Origin of the sequence: Hansschlegelia quercus (genome assembly GCF_004310425.1) — a bacterium.
Classification (GTDB): domain Bacteria; phylum Pseudomonadota; class Alphaproteobacteria; order Rhizobiales; family Methylopilaceae; genus Methylopila; species Methylopila quercus.
In genome coordinates, this window is the sequence record NZ_SIUB01000004.1 from 13,247 (window position 1) to 37,349 (window position 24,103).

A 24,103-nucleotide genomic window follows, 5' to 3' on the forward strand; every position below is an offset into this window, starting at 1 on the left:
GTTTGCGAGGAGTCCTTGGGGTTGGAGCGCGCGTTAACCGCGCGTTAACCCCGATTCTTACGTTTGTTCTTGATATGTTCCCGTCTCAGACCTAGATTGGTCGACATGTCGCAGCCAGCACGCCAGACGGTCTCCAGTTCCGCCCCCTCCCCGATCGGCGGCGAACGTCGCCGCGGACGGGGCGCGGTCAGCAACGCGACCGGCCGTTTCGAGCCGCTCGTCCGCACCGAGGAGGACGACGGGTGGGACGCGCTCGCCGACCTGCCGCCGTTTAAAACCGAGGTGGCGCATGAGGCGGCGCGGACCGCAATCACCCGCAACCAGTCGCCGGACATCGCCTTCGACCGCTCGATCAACCCTTACCGCGGCTGCGAGCACGGCTGCGTCTACTGCTTCGCGCGACCGACCCACGCCTATCTCGGGCTTTCGCCGGGCCTCGACTTCGAGACGAAGCTGACCGCGAAGCCGAACGTCGCCGAGCTTCTGCGCCGGGAATTGTCGGCGCCGTCCTACAAGCCGCGCACGATCGCGCTCGGCACCAACACCGATCCCTATCAGCCGATCGAGAAGGATTACCGGCTGACCCGAAAAATTCTCGAAGTGCTGGAGGAAACCCGCCACCCGGTCGGGATCGTGACCAAGTCTGCCCTTGTGCTGCGCGATCTCGACATCCTGTCACGCATGGCGGCGCAAGGGCTCGCCAAGGTCGCAATCTCGGTGACGACGCTCGATCCGGTTCTCGCGCGCCAGATGGAGCCGCGCGCGACGACGCCTGCGAAGCGGCTCGAGACGATCGCGAAGCTGAAGGAGGCCGGCGTTCCGGTCGCGGTGCTCACAGCGCCGGTCATCCCTTCGCTGAACGATCACGAGATCGATCGCCTGCTCGAATCGGCGGCCGCCGCCGGAGCGATCGAAGCGGGTTACGTGCTCCTGCGCCTGCCCGACGAGATCAAGCACCTCGTTCAGGAATGGCTGCTGGAGCATCACCCTGGCAAGATGCGCCGCATCCTCTCGCTGATCCGCGAGACTCGCGGCGGCAAGCTTTACGACGCCGGCTGGGGCAAGCGGCAGACGGGCGAAGGCGTGGTGGCCTGGACGATCGGCCGCCGCTTCGAAATGGCGTCACGCCGCCTCGGCCTCGACCGGCGGCACCTCAAGCTCCGCACCGATCTTTTCACGCCGCCCGAACGCAAGGGGCGTGCGGAGGCGAGCGAGCAGCTGAGCCTGTTCTAAATGGAGGAAGACCGGTGACCCCTCCCCTGACCCTTTCGCTCGTCACGCTCGGCGTCGCCGACGTCGCGCGCGCGACCGCCTTCTATGAGGCTCTCGGCTTGACGCGGGCTGCGGCCAGCAGCGACGCCGTATCGTTCTTCAACACCGGCGGCCCGGTGCTGGCGCTTTACGGCCGCGACGCGCTCGCGGAAGACGCGCGGGTCTCCGCCGCAGGCTCCGGTTTCCCAGGCGTCACCCTGGCGTGGAATCTCGGCTCTCCCGCCGAAGTCGACGAGGCCATGATCCGTTGCGCTGCAGCCGGGGGCGCGCTCGTGAAGCCTGCATGCAAAGCCTTCTGGGGCGGGTACTCCGGCTACATCGCCGATCTGGATGGCCATCTCTGGGAGATTGCCCACAATCCCGGCTTTCCGGTCGACGCGGCGGGCCGGCTGCGAGCGCCGGAGAAACCGGAGGGCTGACCAGCGCGGCCGAATCGTCGATGATCGGCCGCATGCGTCCGAAGCTACTGATCCCGAAGATCGTCGCCAGCTTCTCCCGCGAACGCGCGGCGTTGAAGGCGGGCGCGCGGTTCGTGGCGGGCGTCGACGAGGTCGGGCGCGGGCCGCTCGCGGGACCCGTCGTGGCCGCAGCCGTCGTGCTCGATCCAAAGCGCGTTCCCAAGGGCTTGGCGGATTCTAAAGCATTGACGCGTGAGCGGCGCGAGGAGCTGTTCATCGAGATCATGGCGAAGGCCGAGGTCGCTTTCGCCGCCGCCTCTACCGACCGGATCGAGAAGATCAACATCCGCGGCGCGTCGCTCTGGGCGATGACGCGCGCCGTCGCGAGCCTCGGCGTCAAACCTGACCTCGTCTTCGTCGACGGCCGCGATACGCCGCCGGGTCTTGCGTGCCCCGCGAAGACCGTGATCGGCGGGGATGCGCTGGTTCAGTCCATCGCCGCCGCTTCGATCGTCGCAAAGGTCGTGCGAGACCGGATGATGGCGCGGCTCGGCGAGATCTACCCGCATTACGGTTTCGAGCGGCACATGGGTTACGGCACGCCCGAGCACCTCGCCGCCCTCCAGCTGCACGGCCCCTGCTCCCACCACCGCCGCACTTTCGCGCCTATAGCCGCTTTGCTCGCGCAAGCGGCCTGAGGGCTGGCGCAGCCGCTCGTCAGCGTCAGATAGCTCCTCGTCAAACCGGAGCCGAACAATGCCGATGACGCTCGAAGGATCCTGCCGCTGCGGCGGCGTCGCGTTTTCGCTCGAAAGCAGCGGGCCTTATCCCTATCAGCTATGCTATTGCACGATCTGCCGCAAGACCGCTGGCGGCGGAGGCTACGCGATCAACCTGATCGGCGACGCCCGCACGCTAAAGGTCTCGGGCGAAGCGAAACCGTCCGTCTATCGCGCGGAAATCGCGGATGAAAACGGGACCTGCGAGACAAGCTCCGCCGAGCGCAATTTCTGCCCGCGATGCGGAACGGCGCTGTGGCTGTTTGATCCGGAATGGCCAGAGCTCATCCACCCCTTTGCCTCGGCGATCGACACCGACCTGCCTGTCCCGCCCGACCGCACGCACCTCATGCTGCGCTTCAAGGCTTCATGGGTGAACCCGGATTTCAGACCCGACGACCAGCGCTTCGATGTCTACCCCAAGGAGTCAATCGAAGATTGGCACCGGAGGCACGGGCTTTGGATGGAATGAACCGCCGCTCCCCCGGCGCGGCGCAGGGCGTCAACGTTTTGTTCACCGTGTTCCTTGAGGCCGTCTTTACGTTACCGGACTGAGAATCGTCCCCGTCAGTGGCGTTAGAGAAGACGGGTTCGATCATGGCGTCTCAGCGTAACGGAGCGGCTCTTAGCCTCCGTCCGGTCTCCCTCTCCGTTCCGCTCGACACGATCCTGATCGGCGATTGCGTCGCGGAGCTCGAGAAGCTGCCGCCGGCCTCCGTCGACCTCGTCTTCGCCGATCCGCCCTACAACCTCCAGCTCCAGGGCGATCTGCGCCGGCCGGACCAGAGCCTCGTCGACGCGGTCGACGACGCATGGGATCAGTTCGAGAGCTTTCAGGCCTACGACATCTTTACGCGCGCCTGGCTGCTGGCGGTGCGCCGCGTGCTGAAGCCGACAGGCACGCTCTGGGTCATCGGCAGCTACCACAACATCTTCCGCGTGGGCTCGGCCCTGCAGGACCTGAACTTCTGGATCCTGAACGACGTGGTGTGGCGCAAGACCAACCCGATGCCGAACTTCCGCGGCCGTCGCTTCACCAACGCGCATGAGACGATGATCTGGGCCGCGAAGGGCGCGGATTCAAAGGGCTACACCTTCAACTACGAGGCGCTGAAGGCCGGCAACGAGGATCTGCAGCCGCGTTCCGATTGGCTGATTCCGATCTGCAACGGCGCGGAGCGGCTGAAAAGCGAAAGCGGCGTCAAGGTGCATCCGACCCAGAAGCCCGAGGCCCTGCTCGCCCGCGTGCTGCTGTCGGCCTCGAAGCCGGGCGACGTCGTGCTCGACCCGTTCTTCGGCTCTGGCACAACCGGCGCGGTGGCGAAGCGTCTTGGCCGCCATTACATCGGCGTCGAGCGCGACCGGGATTACGCCGCGGCGGCGCGAGCGAGGATCGACGCGGTGGTCCCCGAGACCGAGGAGTCGATCGCCGCCGCCCCCGCCAAGCGCGAGGCGCCGCGGGTCGCGTTCTCCACCGTGGTCGAACGCGGCCTTGTGCGCCCCGGCGCGCGCCTCGTCGACGAGCGCCGTCGCCACGAAGTGGTGGTGCGCGCGGATGGCACGCTTGCGCACGGCTCCGTCGTCGGCTCGATCCACCGTATCGGCGCTATCGTCCAGGGGCGCGACGCCTGCAACGGCTGGACGTTCTGGCATGTCGAGGACGGCGCGGCGCTCAAGCCGATCGATACGTTCCGCGACATTGTCAGGGCCGAGGCGGCGCGAGCCGGTTGAGGACCGACGCGCCCGCAAACGCGATCACGACAGCGCCGATAAACAGAACAAGGAAACCGGCGCGAAGCCCGAACAGGTCTGACAAAAACCCGATCGACGGCGGCGCTAAAAGCTGACCGCCATAGCCGACGGTCGCGATCATCGCGAGCGCCGCCGCGGGAGGCACACCGGGCACGCGGCTGGCTCCGGAAAAGACGATCGGCACGACGTTCGACAAAGCGAGGCCGCTCAGCATCAGTGCGGCGTAGGCGGCCCAAGGCGTCGGCGCGGCGATCAGCAGAAGCAGCGCGGCCGAGGCGGCGACGCCCGACGTCGTTATCGTCAAGATTGGCCCGAACCGGCCGACGACGCGATCGCCGAACAGCCGGCCCGTCGCCATGGCGAGCGAAAAAGCGGCGTAGCCGCCCGCAGCCAGCGCCAGCGGCGCACCGGCGACGTCGCGCAGGAACACGCCGCTCCATTCCATCGCCGCGCCCTCGCAGACGAACGAGCAGAGCGCGAGCAGGCCTAACCCCGCGACGGCAAGGCTCGGCAGTCTGAGCGCATGAGCCTCGCCGGACGCCTCGACGCCGGGCAGCGGTAGAAAGAACGAAGCGACGGCCGCGATCGTGACCAGCGCCGCGGCCGAGAGCGCCATGGCGGCCGGCGCGCCGATCCCAATCCAGACGAGGCCGGCGCCTGCGGCTCCGCCGGCCAACCCGCCGAGCGAGAAGAAGGCGTGGATCGACGACATGATCGGCCGTCCCCACGCCTGCTCGACGAGCCCGGCATGGGCGTTCATCGCGATGTCGAGCAGACCGACCGCCAGGCCGATCAGAAACGCGGAGGCTGCGAGCAAAAGCAGGTTCGGCGCGAGCGGCGGCAAAGCGAGCGCTGCGGAATAAGCCAGCGCCGCGGCCGACGAACTCGCCGCGCTTCCGAAGCGATGCACGACGAGCGCCGTGAACGGCATGACGGCGACGGCGCCGACGCCCATGGCGAGCAAAACGAGCCCGAGCTCGCCGTCTCCTAAGCGAAGTCCCACCTTCAGAAGCGGGATGTGCGCCGACCAGATTCCGAGCCCCACGCCGCAGATGAAGAACAGCGAGGTCGTGGCGACGCGCACGCGGAGGAGATGCGCCCGCGAGGCGGGCGTCGACTGCGCGATGGTCATGCTGCGTTGCGACCGTGCGCCAGAACCTTGCGGAACACGGACGGCAGCGCTTCGCTGTCGAGCGCTGCTATGGCGACCCAGCGGGCGCCCTCGGGCGCCGGCGTGCCGACCGGCACTCGGGCTTTCATCACGATGAGCTCCAAAGCGAAATGGGTAAAGACGTGCGCGGCGAAGCCGGGCGTCCTGCGCCAGCCAGCGGAAAGCGGCGCGCCGGCCGAGAGTTCCGTGGCCGAGGCTGAAACATCGAAATGCTCGCTCCAAGCCCCCGTCGGCGTTTCCGTCATGCCGCCGAGCAGACCCCTCGGCGGGCGATCGCGGAGCAGCACGAAACCGTCGGCCCGCTCGGCCAGAAACGCGACGCCCCGCCTTGTCGGTCGCAAAGTTTTCGGCGCCTTGCGGGGATAGGTCTCCTGGTCGCCCTGGGCGCGCGCCACGCAAGGCTCGCTCCACGGGCAAAGCGCGCAGGCCGGGCGGCGCGGCGTGCAGATGGTCGCCCCGAGGTCCATCATGGCTTGGGCGAAATCGCCCCAGCGCCCCGACGGGCTGAGCGAGGCCGCGAGCCGCTTGATCAGGGGCTTCGCGGCCGGCATCGGCTCGGTCACCGCAAACAGGCGCGAGACCACCCGCTCGACATTGCCGTCGACCACCGTCGCCTTCCGCCCGAAGGCGATCGCGGCGATCGCGGCCGCCGTGTAGGCGCCGATCCCCGGGAGCTTGAGCAATTCGTCTTCGGTGTCGGGAAACAGCTCTCCATGCTTCTCTACGACCTTAATCGCGCAGGCGTGGAGATTGCGGGCGCGGGAATAATAGCCGAGTCCCGCCCAGAGCTTCAGCGCCTCCTCGAGGGGGGCTGCGGCCAGCGCGCACACATCCGGAAAGCGCTGAAGAAACCGCAGGAAGTAAGGGCCTGCCGCCTTCACCGTGGTCTGCTGCAGCATGATCTCCGACAGCCAGACGCGATAAGGGTCAGCGGCGACGCCGGCCTCCGCGCGCCACGGCAGCCGCCGCCGGTGGCGGTCGTACCAGGCGAGCAGGAGGTCGGGATCGGGACGGCTTTCGGCGGCTGGGCGCAAACGGTAGACTCGGGAGGAGCGCCCTCAAGCGGACGCCCGGCGCCCTTATCGAACTCGCGAGACCAATGCTCAAGCCATCGCGCGCCAAACGACTGGCCGATTTGTTGCCGCAGGCGCTGGGGCCGGCCGCCGCGAAGCAGGGCTTTGCGGGCGCCGAGATCATGGCGCGCTGGGCGGTGATCGTCGGGCCGGAGATCGCCACACGCGCCGCGCCGCTCAAGCTCGCCGCGCCGCGGCCGCAGGGGCCGGAGCCGGCCGAGCCGCCGCTCTCCACCCTGACGCTCCGGGTCGAGGGCGCATTCGCGCTCGAGATCCAGCACAGGATTCCGGAGATCGCGGAGCGGGTGAACGCCCATCTCGGCTGGCGCTGCGTGGGCTCCGTGAAGCTACGGCAAGGCTCGGCCCCGGCGGCTCGATGGCAGGCCTCTCGCGCCTCCCCGCCTCCCCCGCCGAACGCCGAAGAAGCGCAGAAGGCGCGAGACGCGGCGGCCAAGGTCGGAGACGGAGATCTGGCCGATGCGATCGAGCGGCTCGGTCGCGCCGCCCTCGCCCGGCGTCGGGCTGAGCGCTCTTAAGACTTCTTGACGCCACATTCCCTCTTGCGAATGAAGCCACAGGCCGCGACCTTGCGGCTATCGCACAGAGGCCGCGCGGAACGCGGCTCACGCAAAGCCCCAAGGATCGCCCCCGTGACGCTGACCCGCCGCCGCCTTCTCGAAACCGCGGCTCTCGCCGCCGCCTCTTTCGCGGCGCTCTCGCTCGCGCCCCGGTTCGGCTTTTCCGGCGCGGTCCTGGCCCAGGAGCCCGATCCTAAGGACCTCGCCGAGCCGGGCCCGCTCGGCGATAAGGCCGAGGGCAATGCCGACGCGCCGATCACGATGATCGAATATGCCTCGATGACCTGCGGTCACTGCGCGCATTTCGCGGCGACGACATTCCCGGAGCTGAAGAAGAAGTACATCGACACCGGCAAGGTGCGGTTCATTCTGCGCGAGTTCCCGCTCGATCCGCTGGCCGCCGCCGGCTTCATGATCGCCCGCTGCGCGCCCGGTGAGGACAAGTATTTCCCAGTCGTCGACCTCCTGTTCCGCGAGCAGAAGCAGTGGGCCTATGCCGACAAGCCCGTCGAAGGGCTGCAGGCACTCGCCAAGCAGATCGGTTTCACACAGGAGAGCTTCGAGGCCTGCTTGACGAATCAGCCCTTGCTCGACGGGATCAATTCGACCCGCGCCAAGGCCGCTGAGAAGTTCGGCGTTAACTCCACTCCGACCTTCTTCATCAACGGCAAGATCTATCGAGGGGCCCTCGAAATTGCCGATCTCGACAAGATCTTCCAGCCGCTGCTCGACAAGGCCTGACAAAGACCGGCCTGAGCCTTCGCGGCCGCTTCCGAGCGGCCGCTGATGCATTTCACCCGGCTCCGCCTCTCGGGGTTCAAGACCTTCGTCGACCAGACCGACGCGCCGATCGAGCCGGGCCTCACCGGAATCGTCGGCCCAAACGGCTGCGGCAAGTCGAACCTCGTCGAGGCGATGCGCTGGGTGATGGGCGAAAGCTCGTTCAAGTCGCTCCGTGCTTCGGGGATGGAGGACGTGATCTTCGCCGGCTCCGGCGGGCGTCCGTCGCGAAACCACGCCGAAGTCTCGCTGACCCTCGACAATTCGGCGCGCACGGCGCCCGAGCCTTTCAACCAGTCCGCCGAGATCGAGGTCTCGCGCAAGATCTCGCGCGGGCTGGGCTCGCTCTATCGCATCAACGGGCGCGAGGTGCGCGCCCGCGACGTTCAGTTGCTGTTCGCCGACGCCTCCTCCGGCGCGCGCTCGCCCGCCCTGGTGGGACAGGGCCGGGTCGGCGAGATCATCAATGCGCGGCCTGACCGGCGCCGCCGCATTCTGGAGGAGGCCGCAGGCGTCGCCGGCCTGCATGCGCGGCGGCGCGAGGCGGAATCGCGGCTGACGGCGGCCGAGCAGAACCTCACCCGCGTCGAAGATCTCGTCGGCCAGCTTGGCGACCGAGCGGAGACCTTGCGCAAGCAGGCGCGCGGCGCCGAGCGCTACCGCGCGCTGACGGAAGAGATACAGACCGCTGAAGGCCTCGCCTTCCTGCTTCGGCACGAAGCGGCGGCGGCCGGCGTGCTCGCCGCCGAGCAGGCGGAGACGCAGGCGCTCGCAGCCGTCGCAGAGGCGACGCGGGCTCAGGGCGAGGCCGCGCGCGCCGCAGCCGTCGCCGCCCATGCGCTCGAACAGGCCCGCGCCGAAGCAGCCGAAGCCGACGCTGCAGCGCGCAGGCTGTCGCTGGAGAGCGGCGCGCTCGAAGGCGAGGAGACGCGCGCGCGATCGAGGCTCGACGAGCTCGGCCGCCGTCTGAAGCAGATCGACGGCGATCTCGCTCATGAGGAGACGCTGGTCGCCGATGCCGCCGGCACGATCGCGGGCCTCGAAGCGGATCGGGAGAGGCTCGGCCCTGTGGCCGACAACGGGAGGCCGGAGGCCGATGCCGCCGCCCGTCTTAACCTGGCCGAGGCCGCCGTCGCCGCCGCCGAAGCCGCGCTTTCCGTGGCGACAGAAGCCGAGGCCGCACGCGCCGCCGAGCGCCGCCAGCTCGTGAAGCGCCTTGAGGACGCCGAGCGGCTCGCAGCGTCCTTTGAACGGGAGGCGCGCGAGCTCGCGTCAGAAGCCGCACGGCTGACCGCCGAAGCCGGCCGCGACGGCGACGTCGCGACTTTGGCGCTTCGCGCAGAAGCCGACCGCGGGCGCTTCGCCGAGGCGGACCGCGCGGCGGAGGTCGCGGAGGCCGCACATCTTGTCGCCCGCAATTCCGAACAGACGGCGCGTGCTCCGGCGGCCCAGGCGAACGCCCGCGCCGACCGGCTGATCACCGAGGCGCGCACGCTCTCGAAGCTACTCGCGTCGGACGGCGCCCGTGCTCACACGCCGGCGCTTGATCTTCTGGTCGTCGATCCCGGCTACGAGACAGCGCTTGGCGCTGCGCTTGGCGACGACCTCGACGCGGCGGTGGATCCTCGCGCTCCAGCGCGCTGGGGCCTCACCGCCGGCGAGGGAGACTCGCCGCTACCGATGGGCGCCACGCCGCTCTCCGCGCATGTCGTGGCCCCACCGGAGCTCGTGCGGCGCCTCGCGCAGATCGGAATCGTCAACCGCGGCGACGGCGAAGTGCTTCGTGGAAAGCTGAAGCCCGGCCAGCGCCTCGTCAGTCGAGAGGGCGACCTCTGGCGCTGGGACGGGCTGACGCTGTCGGCCGACGCGCCGACCCCCGCCGCGCGCAGACTCGTCGAGAAGAACCGCCTCGGCGCCGTCGAGCGCGACGCGGCCGAAGCCCGCGCCGAGGCGGATCGCCTGCGCGAAGCCGTGGACGCCGCGCGCGGCCGCACGACGATCGCTGCGAACGCCGAACGCGCGGCGCGCGACGCTGCCCGGGCGGCCCGATCCGCTGCCGACGCCTCTCGCGAGGCGCATGCCGCGGCAGAGCGTGCGGCCTCCAAGGTCGCCGCGCGGCGCTCGGCCGTCGAGGAGGCGGGAAGCCGCGTCGCCGCCCAGCAGGCGGCCGCGCGCGACGCGGCCGAGACGGCGCGGACCGCGCTCGCAGCCCTGCCCGAAGGCGGTGACGCCGCAGCGCTCGAAAACCTCAGGCAGACAGTCGCTGAGGCGCGCAGACTTTCGGCCGGTCGGCGGGCCGAGTTCGAAACGCTTCGGGCGGAGTTCCGCCGCGCGAGCGCCCGCCGCGCCGAGATCGAAGGCGCGATCGCCTCCTGGAGCCGCAGGAGAGAGGCCAGTGTCGCGCGCGTCGCCGAACTCGGCGCCCGCAGGACGGAGGCTGCGGAGGAACGCGCCGCGCTCGACGGCCGCCCGGAGGAGCTTGCGGAACGTCGCTGGCTATTGAAAGCCGCGCTCGACGACGCCGAACGCGCCGCGCGGGCGGCTCATGATTCGCTTGCGGTTTCGGAGACGGCGCATCGCGAGGGCGACCGCGCGGCCCGCGCGGCGTTGGACAAGCTATCCGAGACTCGGGAAGGCACGGCCCGCGCCGGCGCCAAGCTCGAGGCCTCGCGCGAAAAGCGCGCCGAGGTCGCGGCCCGCATCATGGAGGCGCGCGGCCTGACGCCAGCCGAACTTGCGGCCGGCCTCGCGGACGTCCCGCGTCAGCCGATCGAGGCGGTGGAGGAGCGGCTCGCCCGCGCGCTCTCCTCCCGCGAGCGGCTCGGCCCGGTGAATCTGCGGGCGGAAGCCGACCTCGCCGAGGCCGAAGGCGCGCGCGAGAATTTGATCGCGGAGCGCGAAGACCTCACAGAGGCGATCGCGCGCCTGCGCGCTGCCGTCCGCTCACTGAACCAGGAAGGCCGCCAGCGCCTGCTCGCGGCCTTCGAACGTGTCGACGGCCATTTCCGCAGCTTATTCAGGACGTTGTTTGAAGGCGGCGAGGCCGAGCTTTCGCTGGTCGAGTCCGACGATCCATTGGAGGCGGGGCTCGAGATCGTCGCGCGACCTCCGGGAAAGAAGCCGCAGACCCTGTCGCTGCTGTCGGGCGGTGAGCAGGCTTTGACCGCGCTCGCGCTGGTGTTCGCAGTGTTCCTGACCAACCCGTCGCCGGTCTGCGTGCTCGACGAGGTCGACGCCCCTCTGGACGACGCCAATGTCGAGCGCTTCTGCGCGCTGCTGGCCGAGATGGCGCGGACGACCTCGACGCGTTTCCTCACGATCACCCACAACCCGATCACCATGGCGCGCATGCACCGGCTGCTCGGCGTAACGATGTCGGAGCGCGGCGTCAGCCAGCTCGTCTCGGTCGATCTGCAGACCGCTGAGCGGTTGGCGGAGGCGGTCTGAGCGCGAGGCGGCGGCTCCGATTCCTGACGGGCTGAGCCAAAGGCGGGCGCGGCAAACTTTCCAGCTAACTGGACGGGTCTCTTTTTTCCATTGTGGATCAGAGATTTAGCACTTTGCGGCGGAACCTTGACACGCCACCGCCCAAAAAATAGGGTGCGCCCGGCTTCCGAGGGGTATCGGGCGCTCCCGGAGTCCGTAAGGCTGTCGCGACATGGCGCAAGGCTCTGACGGAAATCCGGGTGTTCCGCCCCAGGACGGCGACGGCGACCTCACGACGCGTCTGGACCGCCTCGGGCGGGAGCTGAAGCGGCGGACGGACGCGGAAGCGACCCAGGCCGAGGGCGAACGCAACGCGCGGTCCGATTACACGGGCATGTCGCAAGCCCTCAGGCTTGGTTCGGAATTCGTGGCCGGCGTGGTGGCGGGCGCGGCCGTTGGCTGGGCCTTCGACTACGTGCTGGAGACGAAGCCGTGGGGGCTCATCGTCTTCCTGCTGCTCGGCTTTGCGGCCGGCGTGCTGAATGTCATGCGCTCGGCGGGGCTCGCAGCCCAGCCGGGCTCCAAACGGTGACGCAGGCCTCCCGCCTGCGCTGAAATGGGTGCGGCGCCTAGGCGTCGGGGAAAGGTTCGAGCGACGATGGCCGCCGGTTCGACGGATCCGATCCACCAGTTCCAGATCGTCAAGCTCGTCGGCGACGGCTCGTTCGCCTTCACCAATTCCGCGCTGTATATGGGTATTACCGTCCTCGCCACGACGGCCTTCCTCGTGCTCGCGACCTCGTCGCGGACGTTGGTCCCGGGCCGCTGGCAGTCGCTCGCCGAACTCTCCTACGAGTTCGTAGGCAACACGATCCGGCAGACCGCTGGCAAAGACGGGCTACGGTTCTTCCCGCTCGTCTTCTCGCTTTTCATGTTCATCCTGGTCTCGAACCTGATCGGGCTGATCCCCTACACCTTCACGGTCGCGAGCCACATCATCGTCACCTTCGCGCTGGCGATGACGGTGATCCTCACGGTCATCATCTACGGCGTCGCCAAGCACGGCGCGGGCTTCCTCAAGCTCTTCGTGCCGCATGGGGTGCCGCTTTACATCCTGCCGCTGGTCTCCGCGATCGAGGTGATCTCCTTCATCTCCCGGCCGATCAGCCTCTCGGTCCGTCTGTTCGCGAACATGCTCGCCGGCCACATCACGCTGAAGGTGTTCGCCGGCTTCGTGACGATGCTGTCCGCCAGCCTCGGCGCGATTGGCCTCGCAATCGGCGTGCTGCCGCTGTTCCTTGCGGTCTGCATCACCGGCCTCGAGTTCCTCGTCGCCTTTCTGCAGGCATACGTGTTCGCGCTGCTGACCTGCATGTACCTCAACGACGCGCTGCACCCCGGCCACTAAGGCCTCAGGCCGCGCAATCGTCCCCGTTCCCAACCAACACACTCACTCGGAGCATCTCGTCATGGAAGCTGAAGCCGCGAAGTTCCTCGGCGCTGGTCTCGCCACCCTCGGCATGGGCGGAGCCGCCATCGGCGTCGCCAACATCTTCTCCAGCTACCTCGCCGGCGCCCTGCGCAACCCGTCGGCCGCCGACGGGCAGTTCGCCCGCCTGATCTTCGGCTTCGCGGTCACGGAAGCGCTCGGCATCTTCTCGCTGCTCGTCGCTCTGCTCCTGCTGTTCGCCGTCTGATCGACGGACGAAGGCGCTGACTGCTTGACGCGGGGCCGATCAAGGCCCCGCGTAAGCCTATGGAGATCGAGATGAGCGAGAGCCAGCCTGTGATCAGGCTTGCGGCGACGGACGAGGCGACGCAAGCCGTCGCCACTGAGATCCATGGCGCGCACGCCGTGGAGCATTCGTCGTTCCCGCCCTTCGACGCCTCGACATATCCGGGCCAGCTGCTCTGGCTCGCGATCTTCTTCGGCCTCTTCTACGTCCTGATGTCGAGGGTCGCGCTGCCGCGGCTCGCCAACATCGTCGAGGGCCGCGCGGAAAAGATCGCGTCCGACCTCGCCGAGGCCAGGCGGCTGAAGACGGAAGCCGACGCGGCGATTCAGGCCTATGAGAAAGCGCTCGCGGACGCCCGCGCCCAGGCTCAGGCGATTGCGACCGAGATGCGCGACAGCGCAACGGCGGAAGCCGCCGCCTCGCGGAAGACTCTCGAAGGAGAGCTGAGCGCCAAGCTCGCTGCGGCGGACGCGCAGATCGCCGCCTCCAAGCAGGCCGCGCTCGGCAATGTTCGCGGCATCGCGATCGACGCAGGCTCTGCGATCGTGGAGCGGCTCACCGGCCGCGCTCCTCAGCCGTCCGAAATCGAGCAGGCGGTCGACGCCTCGCTCGCCGCCTAAGGGACACAGGAATGGGCACCGCCGAACTCTGGGTCCTCGTCGCCTTCGTCATCTTCATCGGCATCGTCGTCTATATGGGCGTGCCGGGTAAGATCACCGGCGCGCTCGACAGCCGCGCCGCGAAGATCAAGGCGGAGCTCGACGAAGCCCGCGGCCTGCGCGAAGAGGCGGCCCGCGTGCTCGCCGAATACACGCGCAAGCGTGAGGAGGCCGAGCAGGAGGCGAAGGCGCTGGTGGAGAACGCAAGGCGCGACGCGGCGGCCTTCGCCGCCGACGCCAAGGTGAAGGCCGACGAGTTCGTCGCCCGCCGCACCAAGGCCGCCGAGCAGAAGATCTCGATGGCGGAGAGCCAGGCTGTGGCCGAAGTCCGCGCTGCGGCCGCCGATGCGGCGGTCGCCGCCGCCGAAAGGGTCTTGGCGGCCCAGACCAGCGGACCGCTCGGCGACGAGCTGTTCGACAAGGGTCTCAGCGAAGTCCGCGCCAAGCTGAATTGACGATACGCTCGTCGTCTCGAACGAAGGCCGCCTTCGGGCGGCCTTTTTTCGTTTGAGCGGGCGAACGGGGCTGCCCGAACCGCTATTCTGACGCGCATGCCCGATTCCCCCCGCCGACCGAACGTCCTGACGATCCCGGCCGGCGTCGCGTTCCTGCCGGCGCTCGCGCGCGGCTTGCTCGACGGCGAAATCGTGCCGGGCTTCGCGCCGCGCGGCGACCCTATCGCGCTCGCCCGCGCCACTGTCTACCTGCCGACGCGCCGCGCGGCGCGCGCTTTGCGCGACGCGTTTCTCGCCGAGCTCGACGGACGCGCCACTCTCCTGCCGCGGATCGCGCCGCTTGGCGACGTCGACGAAGACCTGGCGCTCAGCGAGCCGCTCGACGAGGCGGATGCGGAGCTGCCGCCGGCAGCCCCGCCGCTGACGCGACGTCTGACGCTGGCGCGGCTCGTGTCCCGTCTCGGCGACACGCTAGAACGCGCGATCCTCCAGCTCGGTCCGGAGCATGGACCGCTCATCCCCTCCACGGCCGCGGACGCGATCCACCTCGCTGGCGAGCTAGAAGCGCTGATCGACGCCATCGAGACCGAGGAGGTCGAGGTCAGTCGGCTCGATACGCTCGTGCCCGGCGAGCACGACCAATATTGGGCGATCACGCAGAACTTCCTACGCGTGGCGCTGCGCGCTTGGCCGGACCATGTCGGCGCCAACGGCCTGCTCGATCCGAGCCGGCGCCGCAGGTTTCAGCTCGACGCGGCAGCGCGGCGGGCGGCGGGCGGCGACGGCCCTGTGATCGCCGCCGGTTCGACCGGCTCCGCGCCCGCGACCAGGCGGCTGATCGCGGCGATCGCCGATCACCCTCTGGGCGCAGTCGTCCTGCCGGGCTTTGACGTCGACGGGCTCGACGATGCGGCCTGGGCGACGCTGCTTGAAGACGATGGAGCCGGGCTCTACGGCCACCCGCAGCGCGGCCTCGCTCGGCTCGTCAAGGAACTTGGCCTGTCGCGCGGGGCGGTCCGCACCCTCACGCAGGCGCCTGCCCCGCTCGAGTCGCGTGCGCGCCTGACTGCCGACGCGCTGCGACCGGCCGACACCACCGACGCGTGGAGCGCGCGCCGGAAGGCGGCGGAGACCGAAGCAGCGCTCCACGGCCTTTCGCTGATCGAAGCGCCCCATCCGCGCGCCGAGGCCGCCGCGATCGCGGTTGTGCTCCGTGAAGCGATCGCCGAGCCTGGCCGCACGGCGGCGCTGGTGACGCCGGACCGCGACCTCGCCGCCCGCGTCGCGGCCGAGCTCGAACGCTGGGAGATCGCGATCGACGACAGCGCGGGCCGGGCGCTCGCCGCGACGCCTGCTGGCGCGCTGCTGAAGCTCGCCTCCGAAACCGCGCTCGACCCCTCCCCCGCTTCTATTCTGACGCTGTTGCGCGCGCCGGCCTGCCGGCTGGCCTCCGGTCTTTCTCGCGGGCTCGACGCGCTCGACGTCGCGATCCTGCGCGCGCCGCTCCCCGGCGCCGGGCTGGACGGCGTTCTTCGCGCGCTTGTCGAGCAGGACCGCCCGCGCGGTCCCGCGAAGCGCTTCGGCGCGGCCGACCTCGCCGAAGCGCTCGACCTTGTCGGCCGACTGCGGACCGTACTCGGACCGTTGATGACGCTCGCTTCCGAGGGCGCCGCACCGCTCCCTGCGCTCGTTGCGGCGCTGGCGCATGCTTATTCCGCGATGTCGGAGGGCTCGGAGAGCGAGGATGCGATCGCCCTCTCGCTGTTCCTCGAAGAACTCGAAGACGCCGCGCCCGCGGCAGACCCGATCGCGCCTGCCGCGTTCCCCGGCGTCATGGAAGCATTGATGGCCGGCCGCGTCGTCCGGCCGCCGCGCGATCGGCACCCGCGGCTTGCGATTCTTGGACCGCTGGAGGCGCGCCTCATCCGCTTCGACCGCGTGGTACTGGGCGGGCTGAACGAGACGGTCTGGCCGCCGGTGCCGCAGGCCGACCCTTGGATCAACCGCCCCTTGCGCGCCCAGCTCGGCCTCGCGCCCCCGGAGCGGCGGATCGGCCTGTCCGCGCATGACTTCTGCCAAGCGCTTGGCGCTGAGGAGGTGGTGCTGACGCGCGCGAAGAAGGCGGGCGGAGCGCCGACCATCCCGTCGCGCTGGCTGCAGCGGCTGGCGGCGGTGGCCGCAGGACCGGCCTTCGAAGCCGCGAAGGCGCGCGGCGCGCGCTACGTCACGCTGGCGGAGAGCCTCTACGAGACCGACCGCGAGCCGACGCCGCGACCGCCCGAGCCGCGCCCGCCGCTTGAGGCGCGCCCCTCGCGGATAAGCGTCACGGCGGTCGAGACGTGGCTGCGGGACCCCTACTCGATCTATGCCCGCCATATATTGAAGCTCGACGAGCTCGCGGAGATCGGCCCGGAGCCGGGGCCCGCGGAGCTCGGCAACGCGATCCACAGGGCGCTCGAGGATTTTGCGAAAGCCGGCCTTTCCCCAGACGATCCTTCGGCGCGTGAGAAACTGATCGACTTCGGAAAAGCGGCGTTCGGAGCGCTGCTGCAACGGGACGACGCGAGGACGCTGTGGTGGCCGCGCTTCGTCGCGATCGCGGACTGGACGCTCGCCTTCCACGCCGGGAGAAAAGTCGCAGCCTTTCATGTCGAGCAGGAGGGGCGGGTCGTCTTCACGACCGCCGCCGGCCGCGATTTCACGCTGAACGCGCGTGCGGACCGGATCGAGGCTCTGCCCGACGGCTCGTTCGCCTTCCTCGACTACAAGACCGGCCGCACGCCGGGCGTGAAGGAGATCCTCGCGGGCTTCGCGCCTCAGCTCGCGCTCGAAGGCGGGATCCTGCGCAGCGGCGGCTTCGCGGGCGTCGCCGATAACGGCGCGGTCGTCGGCGAACTGGTGCTGGTCAGGCTCGTCGGCCGCGACCCCGCCGGCGAGGTGATCGACGTGCGCGGCAAGAGCGAGACGCCGGACGAGGTCGCCGAAAAGGCGATCGTCCGCTTCAAGGCGGTCGTCGACCGCTTCGAGGACGAGGCGACGCCGTATCTCTCGCTGTCGCATCCCAAGTTCCTGTCGCGGCCGGAGGGGCCTTACGCCCATCTCGCGCGGGTGAAGGAATGGTCCTCGACCGGCGGCGCCGACGAGGGAGACGCGGAATGACCGCCCGCCCCTCCCCTGTAACCGTCGACCGGCAGGCCCGAGCGTCCGATCCGGCGAGTTCCGCCTGGGTGTCGGCGAACGCCGGCTCGGGCAAGACCTATGTGCTTGTCCAGCGCGTGGTGCGGCTGCTGCTGTCCGGCGCCGACCCGTCACGCATCCTGTGTCTCACCTTCACCAAGGCCGCCGCCGCCAACATGCAGAACCGGGTGGTCGAGCGGCTGCGCGGCTGGGCGACCGCGCCAGCTGAAGCGCTCGTCGCCGAGGTCGCCGCGCTCGATGGCGTCCAACCCTCACCGACCCGCCTCGCGCAGGCCCGAAAGCTGTTCGCGCGCGCGCTGGAGACGCCGGGCGGGCTGAAGATCTATACGATCCACGCCTTTTGCGGCCGGCTGCTCCACCAGTTCCCGTTTGAGGCGAACGTGGCGGCGGGCTTCTCCGAGCTTGACGACCGCGACCAGGCCGAACTCAAGGCGGAAGCGCGCGCAAGGACGCTCGCCCAGGCGGTCCGCGAGCCCGACGGGCCGATCGGCCAGGCGCTCGCCTACCTCGCCGCGCGCTTCCACGAGCAGACGATCTACGGCGCGCTCGACTACGCCATGGCGAAGCGCCACGCGCTCAAGGCCCTGCTGCGGGCCGACGGGATTGAGGACGTGGCGGACATCGCGCGCGAGCTCCGCCGTACTCTGGACCTCAGCGACGACGAGACTGAAGCGGGGCTCGAAGCCGCGATCCTCGACGGCGGAGTCCCGGCTTCCGAATGGCCGGCGTTCGCGGCCGAACTCACGCTGGGCTCCGCCAACGACATCAAGCTAGGCGATTGCTTCGCCGCAGCCGCGCGCGCCCATTCGCTCGCCGACCGGCGCGCGGCCTATCTCTCCGCCTTCTTCACGCAGGCGGGTCCGCCCAAGAAATCGCTCGTCACCGCGGCGACCCGCAAGGCGAAGCCCACGATGGCGGACGCGCTCGACGCCGAGCTTGCGCGCCTCTCGGCGCTCGTCCCAAAGCTGGCGGCGGCGGCGATGGTCGCGCGCACGCAGGCGCTCGCGACGCTTGCCGACGCCGCCAGCAACGCCTACTCCGCCGCGAAATCCGCCCGCGGCATGCTGGACTATGACGACCTCATCGCCCGCACGCGGGACCTCCTGTCCCGCACCGACGCGCAATGGGTGCTGTTCAAGCTCGATGGCGGGCTCGATCACATCCTGGTCGATGAGGCGCAGGACACCTCGCCCGAGCAGTGGGACATCATCGCCCGCCTGACCGACGGTTTTTTACGCGGCGCGAGCGCATCTCCGCGCGAACGAACCGTGTTCGCGGTCGGCGACGAGAAGCAGTCGATCTTTGGTTTTCAGGGCGCGGAGCCCGCCTCCTTCGGCGAGGCGCGGCGGCGTTATGGCGCGCTTCATCGCGAGGCCGAGCTCGGCTTCGAGGACGTGCGCCTCACCGAGAGCTTCCGCTCGACCGAAGCCGTGCTCGCCGGGGTCGACGCCGTCTTCGCGCGGCCGGAGGCGCATCGCGGTCTGGTCTCCGAGGAGGACGCCATCACCCTCCACCAGACGACGCGCGCGACCGCGCCGGGCTCCGTCGAGCTTTGGCCGATCGTGATGGCGGAGCCAGGGACCTACGCGCAAGAAGCTTGGGACGCGCCCTTCGACAGGGTGAACCCGCGCAGCGCCGTGGTGCGGCTCGCCGAAAAGATCGCCGAGGCGATCGTCGCCGCGCACCGGGATGACGGCGTGCCTTATGGCGAGATCCTCGTGCTGGTCCGGCAACGCAAGGCGTTGTTCGAGGCGATCCTCCGGGCGCTGAAGGCCCGCGGCGCGCCGGTTGCCGGTGCCGACCGGCTCGTCGTCGGCGAGCATATCGCGGTCATGGACCTGATGGCGCTCGCCCGCGCGCTGACGACGCCGGACGACGACCTCTCGCTCGCCTGCGCGCTGAAGAGCCCGCTGTTCGGGCTCGACGACGAGGATCTGATGGCGGTCGCGCCCGGCCGGGACGGACGGCGGCTGATCGACGCCCTCGCCGACGGCCCGCCGCGGGCGAGGGCGGCGCGTGCCCTGCTGGAAGTCTTGTCGCGCGAAGCGCGGGCGCGCACGCCGTTCGGCTTCTTCGCGCATATCCTCGCCAAGGCCGGCGGCCGCAAGGCATTCCGCGCAAGGCTGGGTTCGGAAGCCGACGATCCGCTCGACGCCTTCCTTGACCTTGCGCAGGACTTTGGCCGCACGCATCCGCCGACGCTATCTGGCTTCCTGCGCTGGATGGTGGCGGCGCCGGCCGAGATCAAGCGAGACCTCGACGTCGCCTCCGGCGAGGTGCGCGTGATGACCGTGCACGGCGCGAAGGGGCTTGAGGCCAAGCTCGTCGTGCTCGCCGACACCACTGGCGGCGCGACGGCGGGGCGTGGTTTCCCGCTCATCATGCTGCCCCGGCCGCATGCCGGACACGACGCGGCCCCCATCCCGGTCTGGGCGGGGAAGAAGTCGGACGATCCCGAACCGCTCAGAGCGGCCAGGGAGGCCCTTCTCGATCGTGCCGAGGCGGAACACCGCCGGCTGCTTTATGTGGCGCTGACGCGCGCCGAGGACCGTTTGATCGTATGTGGCCACGAGACCACACGGGCGCGACCCGACGGCGCCTGGTACGACCTCGTCAGAGACGGGCTCTCCGCGCATCCAGCGGTCGAGCAAATCAAGACCGACGACGGCGTGACGCTGCGCCTGCGCTCGGGCGAGGCGGACGCGACGGAAGCCGAGCCGGCGGCTGCGGAAGAAGCCGAGGCGGGAACGGCGCCGGCATGGCTCGCAGGCCCAGCACCGTTCGAGGCCGCGCCCGGCCCCCCGCTCTCCCCCTCGGCGCTCGTCGCGGAGGATGCGGAAGGCGCGCCGGCGCTCGGCGGCCCCGCCGCGGAAGCGGCGCGGCTGCGTGGCTCGCTGCTTCATCGCCTGCTGAAAGCGCTGCCGGACGTCGCGCCCGATCGCCGGGCGGACGTCGCCGCGCGCATCCTGCTCGGCGCGGGCGCCGCGATCGACGCGGAGGCGCAGGCGGAGATCGCGGCTTCTGCGCTCGGCATCCTCGAAGATCCGGCTTTCGCTGACGTCTTTGCGCCGGGCGGGTTCGGCGAGGTCCCGGTCGTCGGGCGGCTGCGCGACGGGCGCCCCGTCTCCGGCCGAATCGACCGACTAGCGGTGACGCCGGACGCTGTTCTGGTGATCGACTACAAGACCGACCGCCGACCGCCCCCACCCGACGCTCCTGTCCCTCCCGCCTACGCCGCACAGCTCGCGGCCTATGTCGAGCTTATCGGCGCGATCTGGCCGGGCAGGCTCGTGCGCGGCGCGATCCTGTGGACGTCCGCGCCACGGCTCGACCTGCTACCCGCCCCACTCGCTTGACGCTCCGGGGGGCGGTTCATACTTTCACCGCAACAAAAGGACCGGCCGCAAAAAGCGTTCGCCGCTCCGCACAGGAAAGGTACTTCCATGGCCACCGGCAAGATCTCGGACGCCACCTTCGAGGCCGAAGTGCTGAAGTCGGCCGAGCCCGTCGTCGTCGACTTCTGGGCGGAATGGTGCGGCCCGTGCCGCGCGATCGCGCCTGCGCTCGAGGAAATCTCGAACGAGATGGCGGGCAAGGTGAAGATCGTGAAGCTCAACGTCGACGAGAACCCGGAGACCGCCAGCAAGTTCGGCATCTCCGCGATCCCGATGCTGATGATGTTCAAAGGCGGCGAGCACGTCGCCACCCAGCGCGGGGCAGCCCCCAAGTCGAAGCTCGTGAACTGGATCGAGACCTCGGTCTAAGTCGTTCAAGAGTTCGCTGCTTCTATGAAAGCCCTCAGCGCAAGCTGGGGGCTTTTTGTTTTAGGCAAGAAGCCGCGCGCGCCGGCCGATCGCCGCGAGCAATGAAGTCGTCAGCCGATCTGGAAAGCCGGATGGCAGCGCGCCGATGACGTCCTCGGCGGCCGCCGCGGCGTTCGCCGCGAGATCCTCGAAGATCGCCGTCATGACGGACCGTCCGACGCCGCTGGCGTCCGCCGTCTCGACAAAATGGCGCGGGCCGATCTCGCCGACGGCGTCGTGGGGGTTTCGTCCCACCGCCATGGCAAGCCGAAAGCCTTTCCATTCGATCTGCCGGGCGTCGACCAGATGTTGCGCCGTCCGCACCCCGTAGACCGGCGCCAACCGGAAGCGCCCGCCGGACCTGACCAGCAGGCTGAAATTCTTCGCGTGGCCTTCCGTTGCCCCGATGAGCCAGAAGGCGACCTGGGCGCGCAGGAAGGTCGCGATGTCGACCTCCGGCGAGTCGCTACCCTTCAACAACTCCACGATCTCATGGATTCCCGGTCCGCCGTCCGACTGGCGCTTGAGCTCCGGCGGATAGGACAGCGCTTGGCAGAAATCCTCCTGCGGCAGGCGCAAAAGCCGCCCGTCGCGCGTTAGCCGGCGGTCGAACCGCTCCACGACCAGCGCCCGCACATGGCCGAAATCGGCGATCTCGGCGCGCGCCGCCGGCACGCCGAAGCTTTCGAGCAGCTTCAAGCAAAGATATTCATTCTCGACACTGTCGGAGAGGTCGACCCCTGTCGGCCCTCGCCGGATGCGGGGCTTCAGAACGTGCGTCGTGGCGGTTCCGACATGCGGCGTGAGCCAGGCGCCCTCATGCCTTAGCAGCGCGGTGCGGTCCTGAACGCCCGGCAGAGTGAGCCTGAACGCCTCGTCCGTATTCACGCCGAAAGGGGTGATCTGGAGATTCCGGAGAATCTCCACCATTCCCTCTTTGTCGAGCGCGTCGCCCTCGATCTGGCCGGCGACCCCCGGAGCCGTCCCGCGCGGCAGAATCTGCATCGCGCCGGCGCAGTCGCGGCCGACCTCGTAGAGCAAACTGAAGGCGTCGATCCCGTCCGCCCCGACGCGCTCGGCGAGGCGGAGCCGCGTCCGATCGTCGTCCGGCAGCAGATTGTCGAAGACGTTGTGGACAGCGGCGCCCACGAAGCGCTCTTCACGGAGGGGAAGCGAAAGCGAGACCGGGGGGGCCGCGTCGAGATCCAGCCATCCTTCCGCATATTTGAACGACAGCGCGCCGCTCGCCTCCCGGCGCAGCACGCCGACCTTCCGGGCGTTGATGAAGACGTTCAGCGAGGACTTACGAGGCGCCGGTACGATCACGCCAGATCGTCCATCTCGTCGCTCCGGCCGCGGGTGCGCGGACGGATGACGAGCTCGAGCCCAAGCGCCGACATCGCGTCCAGCAGCGTCCCAAGCTTCGCGCCGCGATCGCCGGCCTCGAGGTTCGAGATCGTCGCCTGACGCATGCTGATCTTTTCGCCCAAGGCGTCCTGCGAGAGGTCGAGAGCCTTGCGGCGGCGCCTGACAACGGCTCCGATCTGACCGGGAGTGCGCGCGATCTGGTCCATAAAGGCTTTCCGAATCTCTCATACGCTGGAGCGGATGACGGAATCATATAGTCTTAGGGCGAAAAATCGCAAATATACGCTTTAGCGTATGGAGAAAAGCTCTTAAAAGTTTATTCGGATCAGATACTTGCGTCAGTGCGGCGGTGTTCCGTTGGCGGCCAGGGCCTCGCCGGCGAGATAAAGCGATCCGGTGATCAGGACTCGCGGCGGTGTCGCTCCGGCAGCCTTAGAGGCCTTCGTGAGCGCCTCGACGATCGACTCGCAGGGTTCGGCGGCGAGCCCCGCCCGCTGCGCGGCTTCGATAACCTCTGGCGTGGTGCGGGCGGCCGAGGACGACGAGATCGGCACGCCGTAGACTCGGCCGGCGAGCCCCGCGAAGGCCTCGAGGAAGCCATCGGAATCCTTGGTGTTGAGCATGCCGACGACCAGTATGATCGGCTTCGGCGAGCGCTCGTCGAGCTCGGCTAGCGTCGAGGCGATGGCGCGGCCGCCGTCGGGATTATGCCCGCCGTCGAGCCAGAGTTCGGCCCCCTCGGGCAGCAGCGCCAGTAGCGCGCCGGTCGCGAGCCTCTGCATGCGTGCGGGCCAGTCGACGGCGGACAGACCAGCCTCTACGGCAGCCGGGGTGACGCCGAGCTTGGGCAGCGCGCGCAGCGTGGCGATGGCGGCGCCGGCGTTCTCAATCTGGTGGCGACCGACGAGTTTCGGCAGCGGCAGATCCAGCAGTCCGTCACCATCCTCGAACACCAGCCGGCCACGCTCCTCGCGCGCCTGCCAGTCCTGACCGGAGATGGCGAGAGGCGCGCCGACGCGCGCGGCCTCGCGCTCGATCGCGACGAGCGCCTCGTCCTCCTGCCGGGAGAGGATGCCGGGAACGAGGCTCTTTAAGATGCCAGCCTTCTCATGCGCGATGGCGCCGAGCGAGTCCCCCAGGAACTTCTGATGGTCGAGGCTGACCGGAGTGATCACGCTGGCGAGCGGCCTGTCGACGACGTTGGTCGCGTCGTAGCGCCCGCCGAGGCCGACCTCGAGCAGCAGCACGTCGGCGGGCTTGCGCGAGAACAGCAGCATGGCGGCCGCCGTCGTGATCTCGAACAGCGTGATCGCGCGTCCGGCGTTCACCCGCTCGACCTCTTCGAAGGTCGCGGCCAGCCGCTCCTCGTCGACGTAAGATCCCGCGAGCCGGATACGCTCGTGGAAGCGCACGAGGTGGGGCGAGGTGTAGACGTGGACGCGCTTGCCCGCTGCCTCCAGCATCGCGCGCAGAAAGGCCGTCGTGGAGCCCTTGCCGTTGGTGCCGGCGATCTGGATCGCTGGCGGCATCGTCTTATGCGGCGAACCGAGCTCCTCCAGCAGCCGCAGGGTGCGGCCGAGCGAAAGGTCGATCTCCTTCGGGTGCAGGTCGAGGAAGCGGGCGAGATAGGCGTCGCTGCCGCTCATCCCGGCATG

21 protein-coding genes are annotated in these 24,103 nt (G+C 69.3%); 16 read left to right on the top strand and 5 right to left on the bottom strand.

Annotation, left to right across the window (positions count from 1 at the left end; genetic code table 11):
• The first annotated feature begins 105 nt into the window (after nucleotides 1-105).
• From EYR15_RS09515 to EYR15_RS09535, 5 genes are all read left to right on the top strand, one after another.
• A complete protein-coding gene (locus EYR15_RS09515) occupies nucleotides 106-1,233 on the top strand; it encodes a PA0069 family radical SAM protein (RefSeq protein WP_131003316.1) in 1,128 nt (375 codons plus the stop codon).
• A 14-nt stretch (nucleotides 1,234-1,247) separates the two neighbouring features.
• Nucleotides 1,248-1,691, top strand: coding sequence for a VOC family protein (locus EYR15_RS09520; RefSeq protein ID WP_131003317.1), 444 nt, complete (start codon nucleotides 1,248-1,250; stop codon nucleotides 1,689-1,691).
• 20 nt (nucleotides 1,692-1,711) lie between these two features.
• Nucleotides 1,712-2,368 (top strand): ribonuclease HII, encoded by a 657-nt coding sequence (gene rnhB, locus EYR15_RS09525; protein ID WP_245498235.1) that lies wholly within the window; start codon nucleotides 1,712-1,714, stop codon nucleotides 2,366-2,368.
• A 58-nt stretch (nucleotides 2,369-2,426) separates the two neighbouring features.
• Entirely contained in the window at nucleotides 2,427-2,921 is a 495-nt protein-coding gene (locus tag EYR15_RS09530) for a GFA family protein (protein WP_131003318.1), read from the top strand.
• A 125-nt stretch (nucleotides 2,922-3,046) separates the two neighbouring features.
• Complete coding sequence (locus tag EYR15_RS09535) at nucleotides 3,047-4,180, top strand: site-specific DNA-methyltransferase (protein ID WP_131003319.1); 1,134 nt, start codon at nucleotides 3,047-3,049, stop codon at nucleotides 4,178-4,180.
• On the opposite strand, the gene EYR15_RS09540 is transcribed toward EYR15_RS09535, so the two are convergent.
• Complete coding sequence (locus EYR15_RS09540) at nucleotides 4,152-5,333, bottom strand: MFS transporter (protein ID WP_131003320.1); 1,182 nt, start codon at nucleotides 5,331-5,333, stop codon at nucleotides 4,152-4,154. The genes EYR15_RS09535 and EYR15_RS09540 overlap by 29 nt on opposite strands.
• Entirely contained in the window at nucleotides 5,330-6,406 is a 1,077-nt protein-coding gene (gene mutY / locus EYR15_RS09545; protein WP_131003321.1) for an A/G-specific adenine glycosylase, read from the bottom strand. Before mutY ends, EYR15_RS09540 begins: the two co-directional genes overlap by 4 nt.
• A gap of 65 nt (nucleotides 6,407-6,471) precedes the next feature.
• On the opposite strand from mutY, the gene EYR15_RS09550 reads away from it, so the two are divergent.
• From EYR15_RS09550 to trxA, 11 genes are all read left to right on the top strand, one after another.
• Nucleotides 6,472-6,981 carry a DUF721 domain-containing protein gene (locus EYR15_RS09550; protein WP_131003322.1) on the top strand — a complete coding sequence of 170 codons (510 nt, stop codon included), beginning with the start codon at nucleotides 6,472-6,474 and terminating at the stop codon, nucleotides 6,979-6,981.
• 114 nt (nucleotides 6,982-7,095) lie between these two features.
• The gene (locus tag EYR15_RS09555; protein ID WP_131003323.1) at nucleotides 7,096-7,764 is read left to right on the top strand and encodes a DsbA family protein; all 669 of its coding nucleotides are present in this window, start codon (nucleotides 7,096-7,098) and stop codon (nucleotides 7,762-7,764) included.
• A gap of 45 nt (nucleotides 7,765-7,809) precedes the next feature.
• Nucleotides 7,810-11,250 carry a chromosome segregation SMC family protein gene (locus tag EYR15_RS09560; RefSeq protein ID WP_131003324.1) on the top strand — a complete coding sequence of 1,147 codons (3,441 nt, stop codon included), beginning with the start codon at nucleotides 7,810-7,812 and terminating at the stop codon, nucleotides 11,248-11,250.
• Between the two features lie 211 nt (nucleotides 11,251-11,461).
• Nucleotides 11,462-11,821 carry an AtpZ/AtpI family protein gene (locus EYR15_RS09565; RefSeq protein WP_131003325.1) on the top strand — a complete coding sequence of 120 codons (360 nt, stop codon included), beginning with the start codon at nucleotides 11,462-11,464 and terminating at the stop codon, nucleotides 11,819-11,821.
• Nucleotides 11,822-11,887: 66 nt separating this feature from the next.
• Nucleotides 11,888-12,637 (top strand): F0F1 ATP synthase subunit A, encoded by a 750-nt coding sequence (locus tag EYR15_RS09570; RefSeq protein WP_131003326.1) that lies wholly within the window; start codon nucleotides 11,888-11,890, stop codon nucleotides 12,635-12,637.
• Between the two features lie 61 nt (nucleotides 12,638-12,698).
• Nucleotides 12,699-12,926 (top strand): F0F1 ATP synthase subunit C, encoded by a 228-nt coding sequence (locus tag EYR15_RS09575; RefSeq protein WP_131003327.1) that lies wholly within the window; start codon nucleotides 12,699-12,701, stop codon nucleotides 12,924-12,926.
• 71 nt (nucleotides 12,927-12,997) lie between these two features.
• Nucleotides 12,998-13,585 carry a F0F1 ATP synthase subunit B gene (locus EYR15_RS09580; RefSeq protein WP_245498236.1) on the top strand — a complete coding sequence of 196 codons (588 nt, stop codon included), beginning with the start codon at nucleotides 12,998-13,000 and terminating at the stop codon, nucleotides 13,583-13,585.
• An 11-nt stretch (nucleotides 13,586-13,596) separates the two neighbouring features.
• Nucleotides 13,597-14,079 (top strand): F0F1 ATP synthase subunit B family protein, encoded by a 483-nt coding sequence (locus tag EYR15_RS09585; RefSeq protein ID WP_131003329.1) that lies wholly within the window; start codon nucleotides 13,597-13,599, stop codon nucleotides 14,077-14,079.
• Between the two features lie 96 nt (nucleotides 14,080-14,175).
• Entirely contained in the window at nucleotides 14,176-17,238 is a 3,063-nt protein-coding gene (addB, locus tag EYR15_RS09590; protein WP_131003330.1) for a double-strand break repair protein AddB, read from the top strand.
• The gene (gene addA, locus EYR15_RS09595; RefSeq protein ID WP_131003331.1) at nucleotides 17,235-20,633 is read left to right on the top strand and encodes a double-strand break repair helicase AddA; all 3,399 of its coding nucleotides are present in this window, start codon (nucleotides 17,235-17,237) and stop codon (nucleotides 20,631-20,633) included. The genes addB and addA overlap by 4 nt, the downstream gene beginning before the upstream one ends.
• 87 nt (nucleotides 20,634-20,720) lie before the next feature.
• Entirely contained in the window at nucleotides 20,721-21,041 is a 321-nt protein-coding gene (gene trxA / locus EYR15_RS09600; protein WP_131003332.1) for a thioredoxin, read from the top strand.
• Between the two features lie 60 nt (nucleotides 21,042-21,101).
• On the opposite strand, the gene EYR15_RS09605 is transcribed toward trxA, so the two are convergent.
• The 3 genes from EYR15_RS09605 to EYR15_RS09615 all read right to left on the bottom strand — a co-directional run bounded on the left by EYR15_RS09605 (nucleotide 21,102) and on the right by EYR15_RS09615 (nucleotide 24,094).
• Nucleotides 21,102-22,406 (bottom strand): HipA domain-containing protein, encoded by a 1,305-nt coding sequence (locus tag EYR15_RS09605; RefSeq protein ID WP_245498237.1) that lies wholly within the window; start codon nucleotides 22,404-22,406, stop codon nucleotides 21,102-21,104.
• Nucleotides 22,403-22,654 carry a helix-turn-helix domain-containing protein gene (locus EYR15_RS09610; RefSeq protein ID WP_131003333.1) on the bottom strand — a complete coding sequence of 84 codons (252 nt, stop codon included), beginning with the start codon at nucleotides 22,652-22,654 and terminating at the stop codon, nucleotides 22,403-22,405. The genes EYR15_RS09605 and EYR15_RS09610 overlap by 4 nt, the downstream gene beginning before the upstream one ends.
• A gap of 132 nt (nucleotides 22,655-22,786) precedes the next feature.
• Nucleotides 22,787-24,094, bottom strand: a complete 1,308-nt coding sequence (locus tag EYR15_RS09615) for a bifunctional folylpolyglutamate synthase/dihydrofolate synthase (protein WP_131003334.1) — start codon at nucleotides 24,092-24,094, stop codon at nucleotides 22,787-22,789.
• Nucleotides 24,095-24,103: the final 9 nt, after the last annotated feature.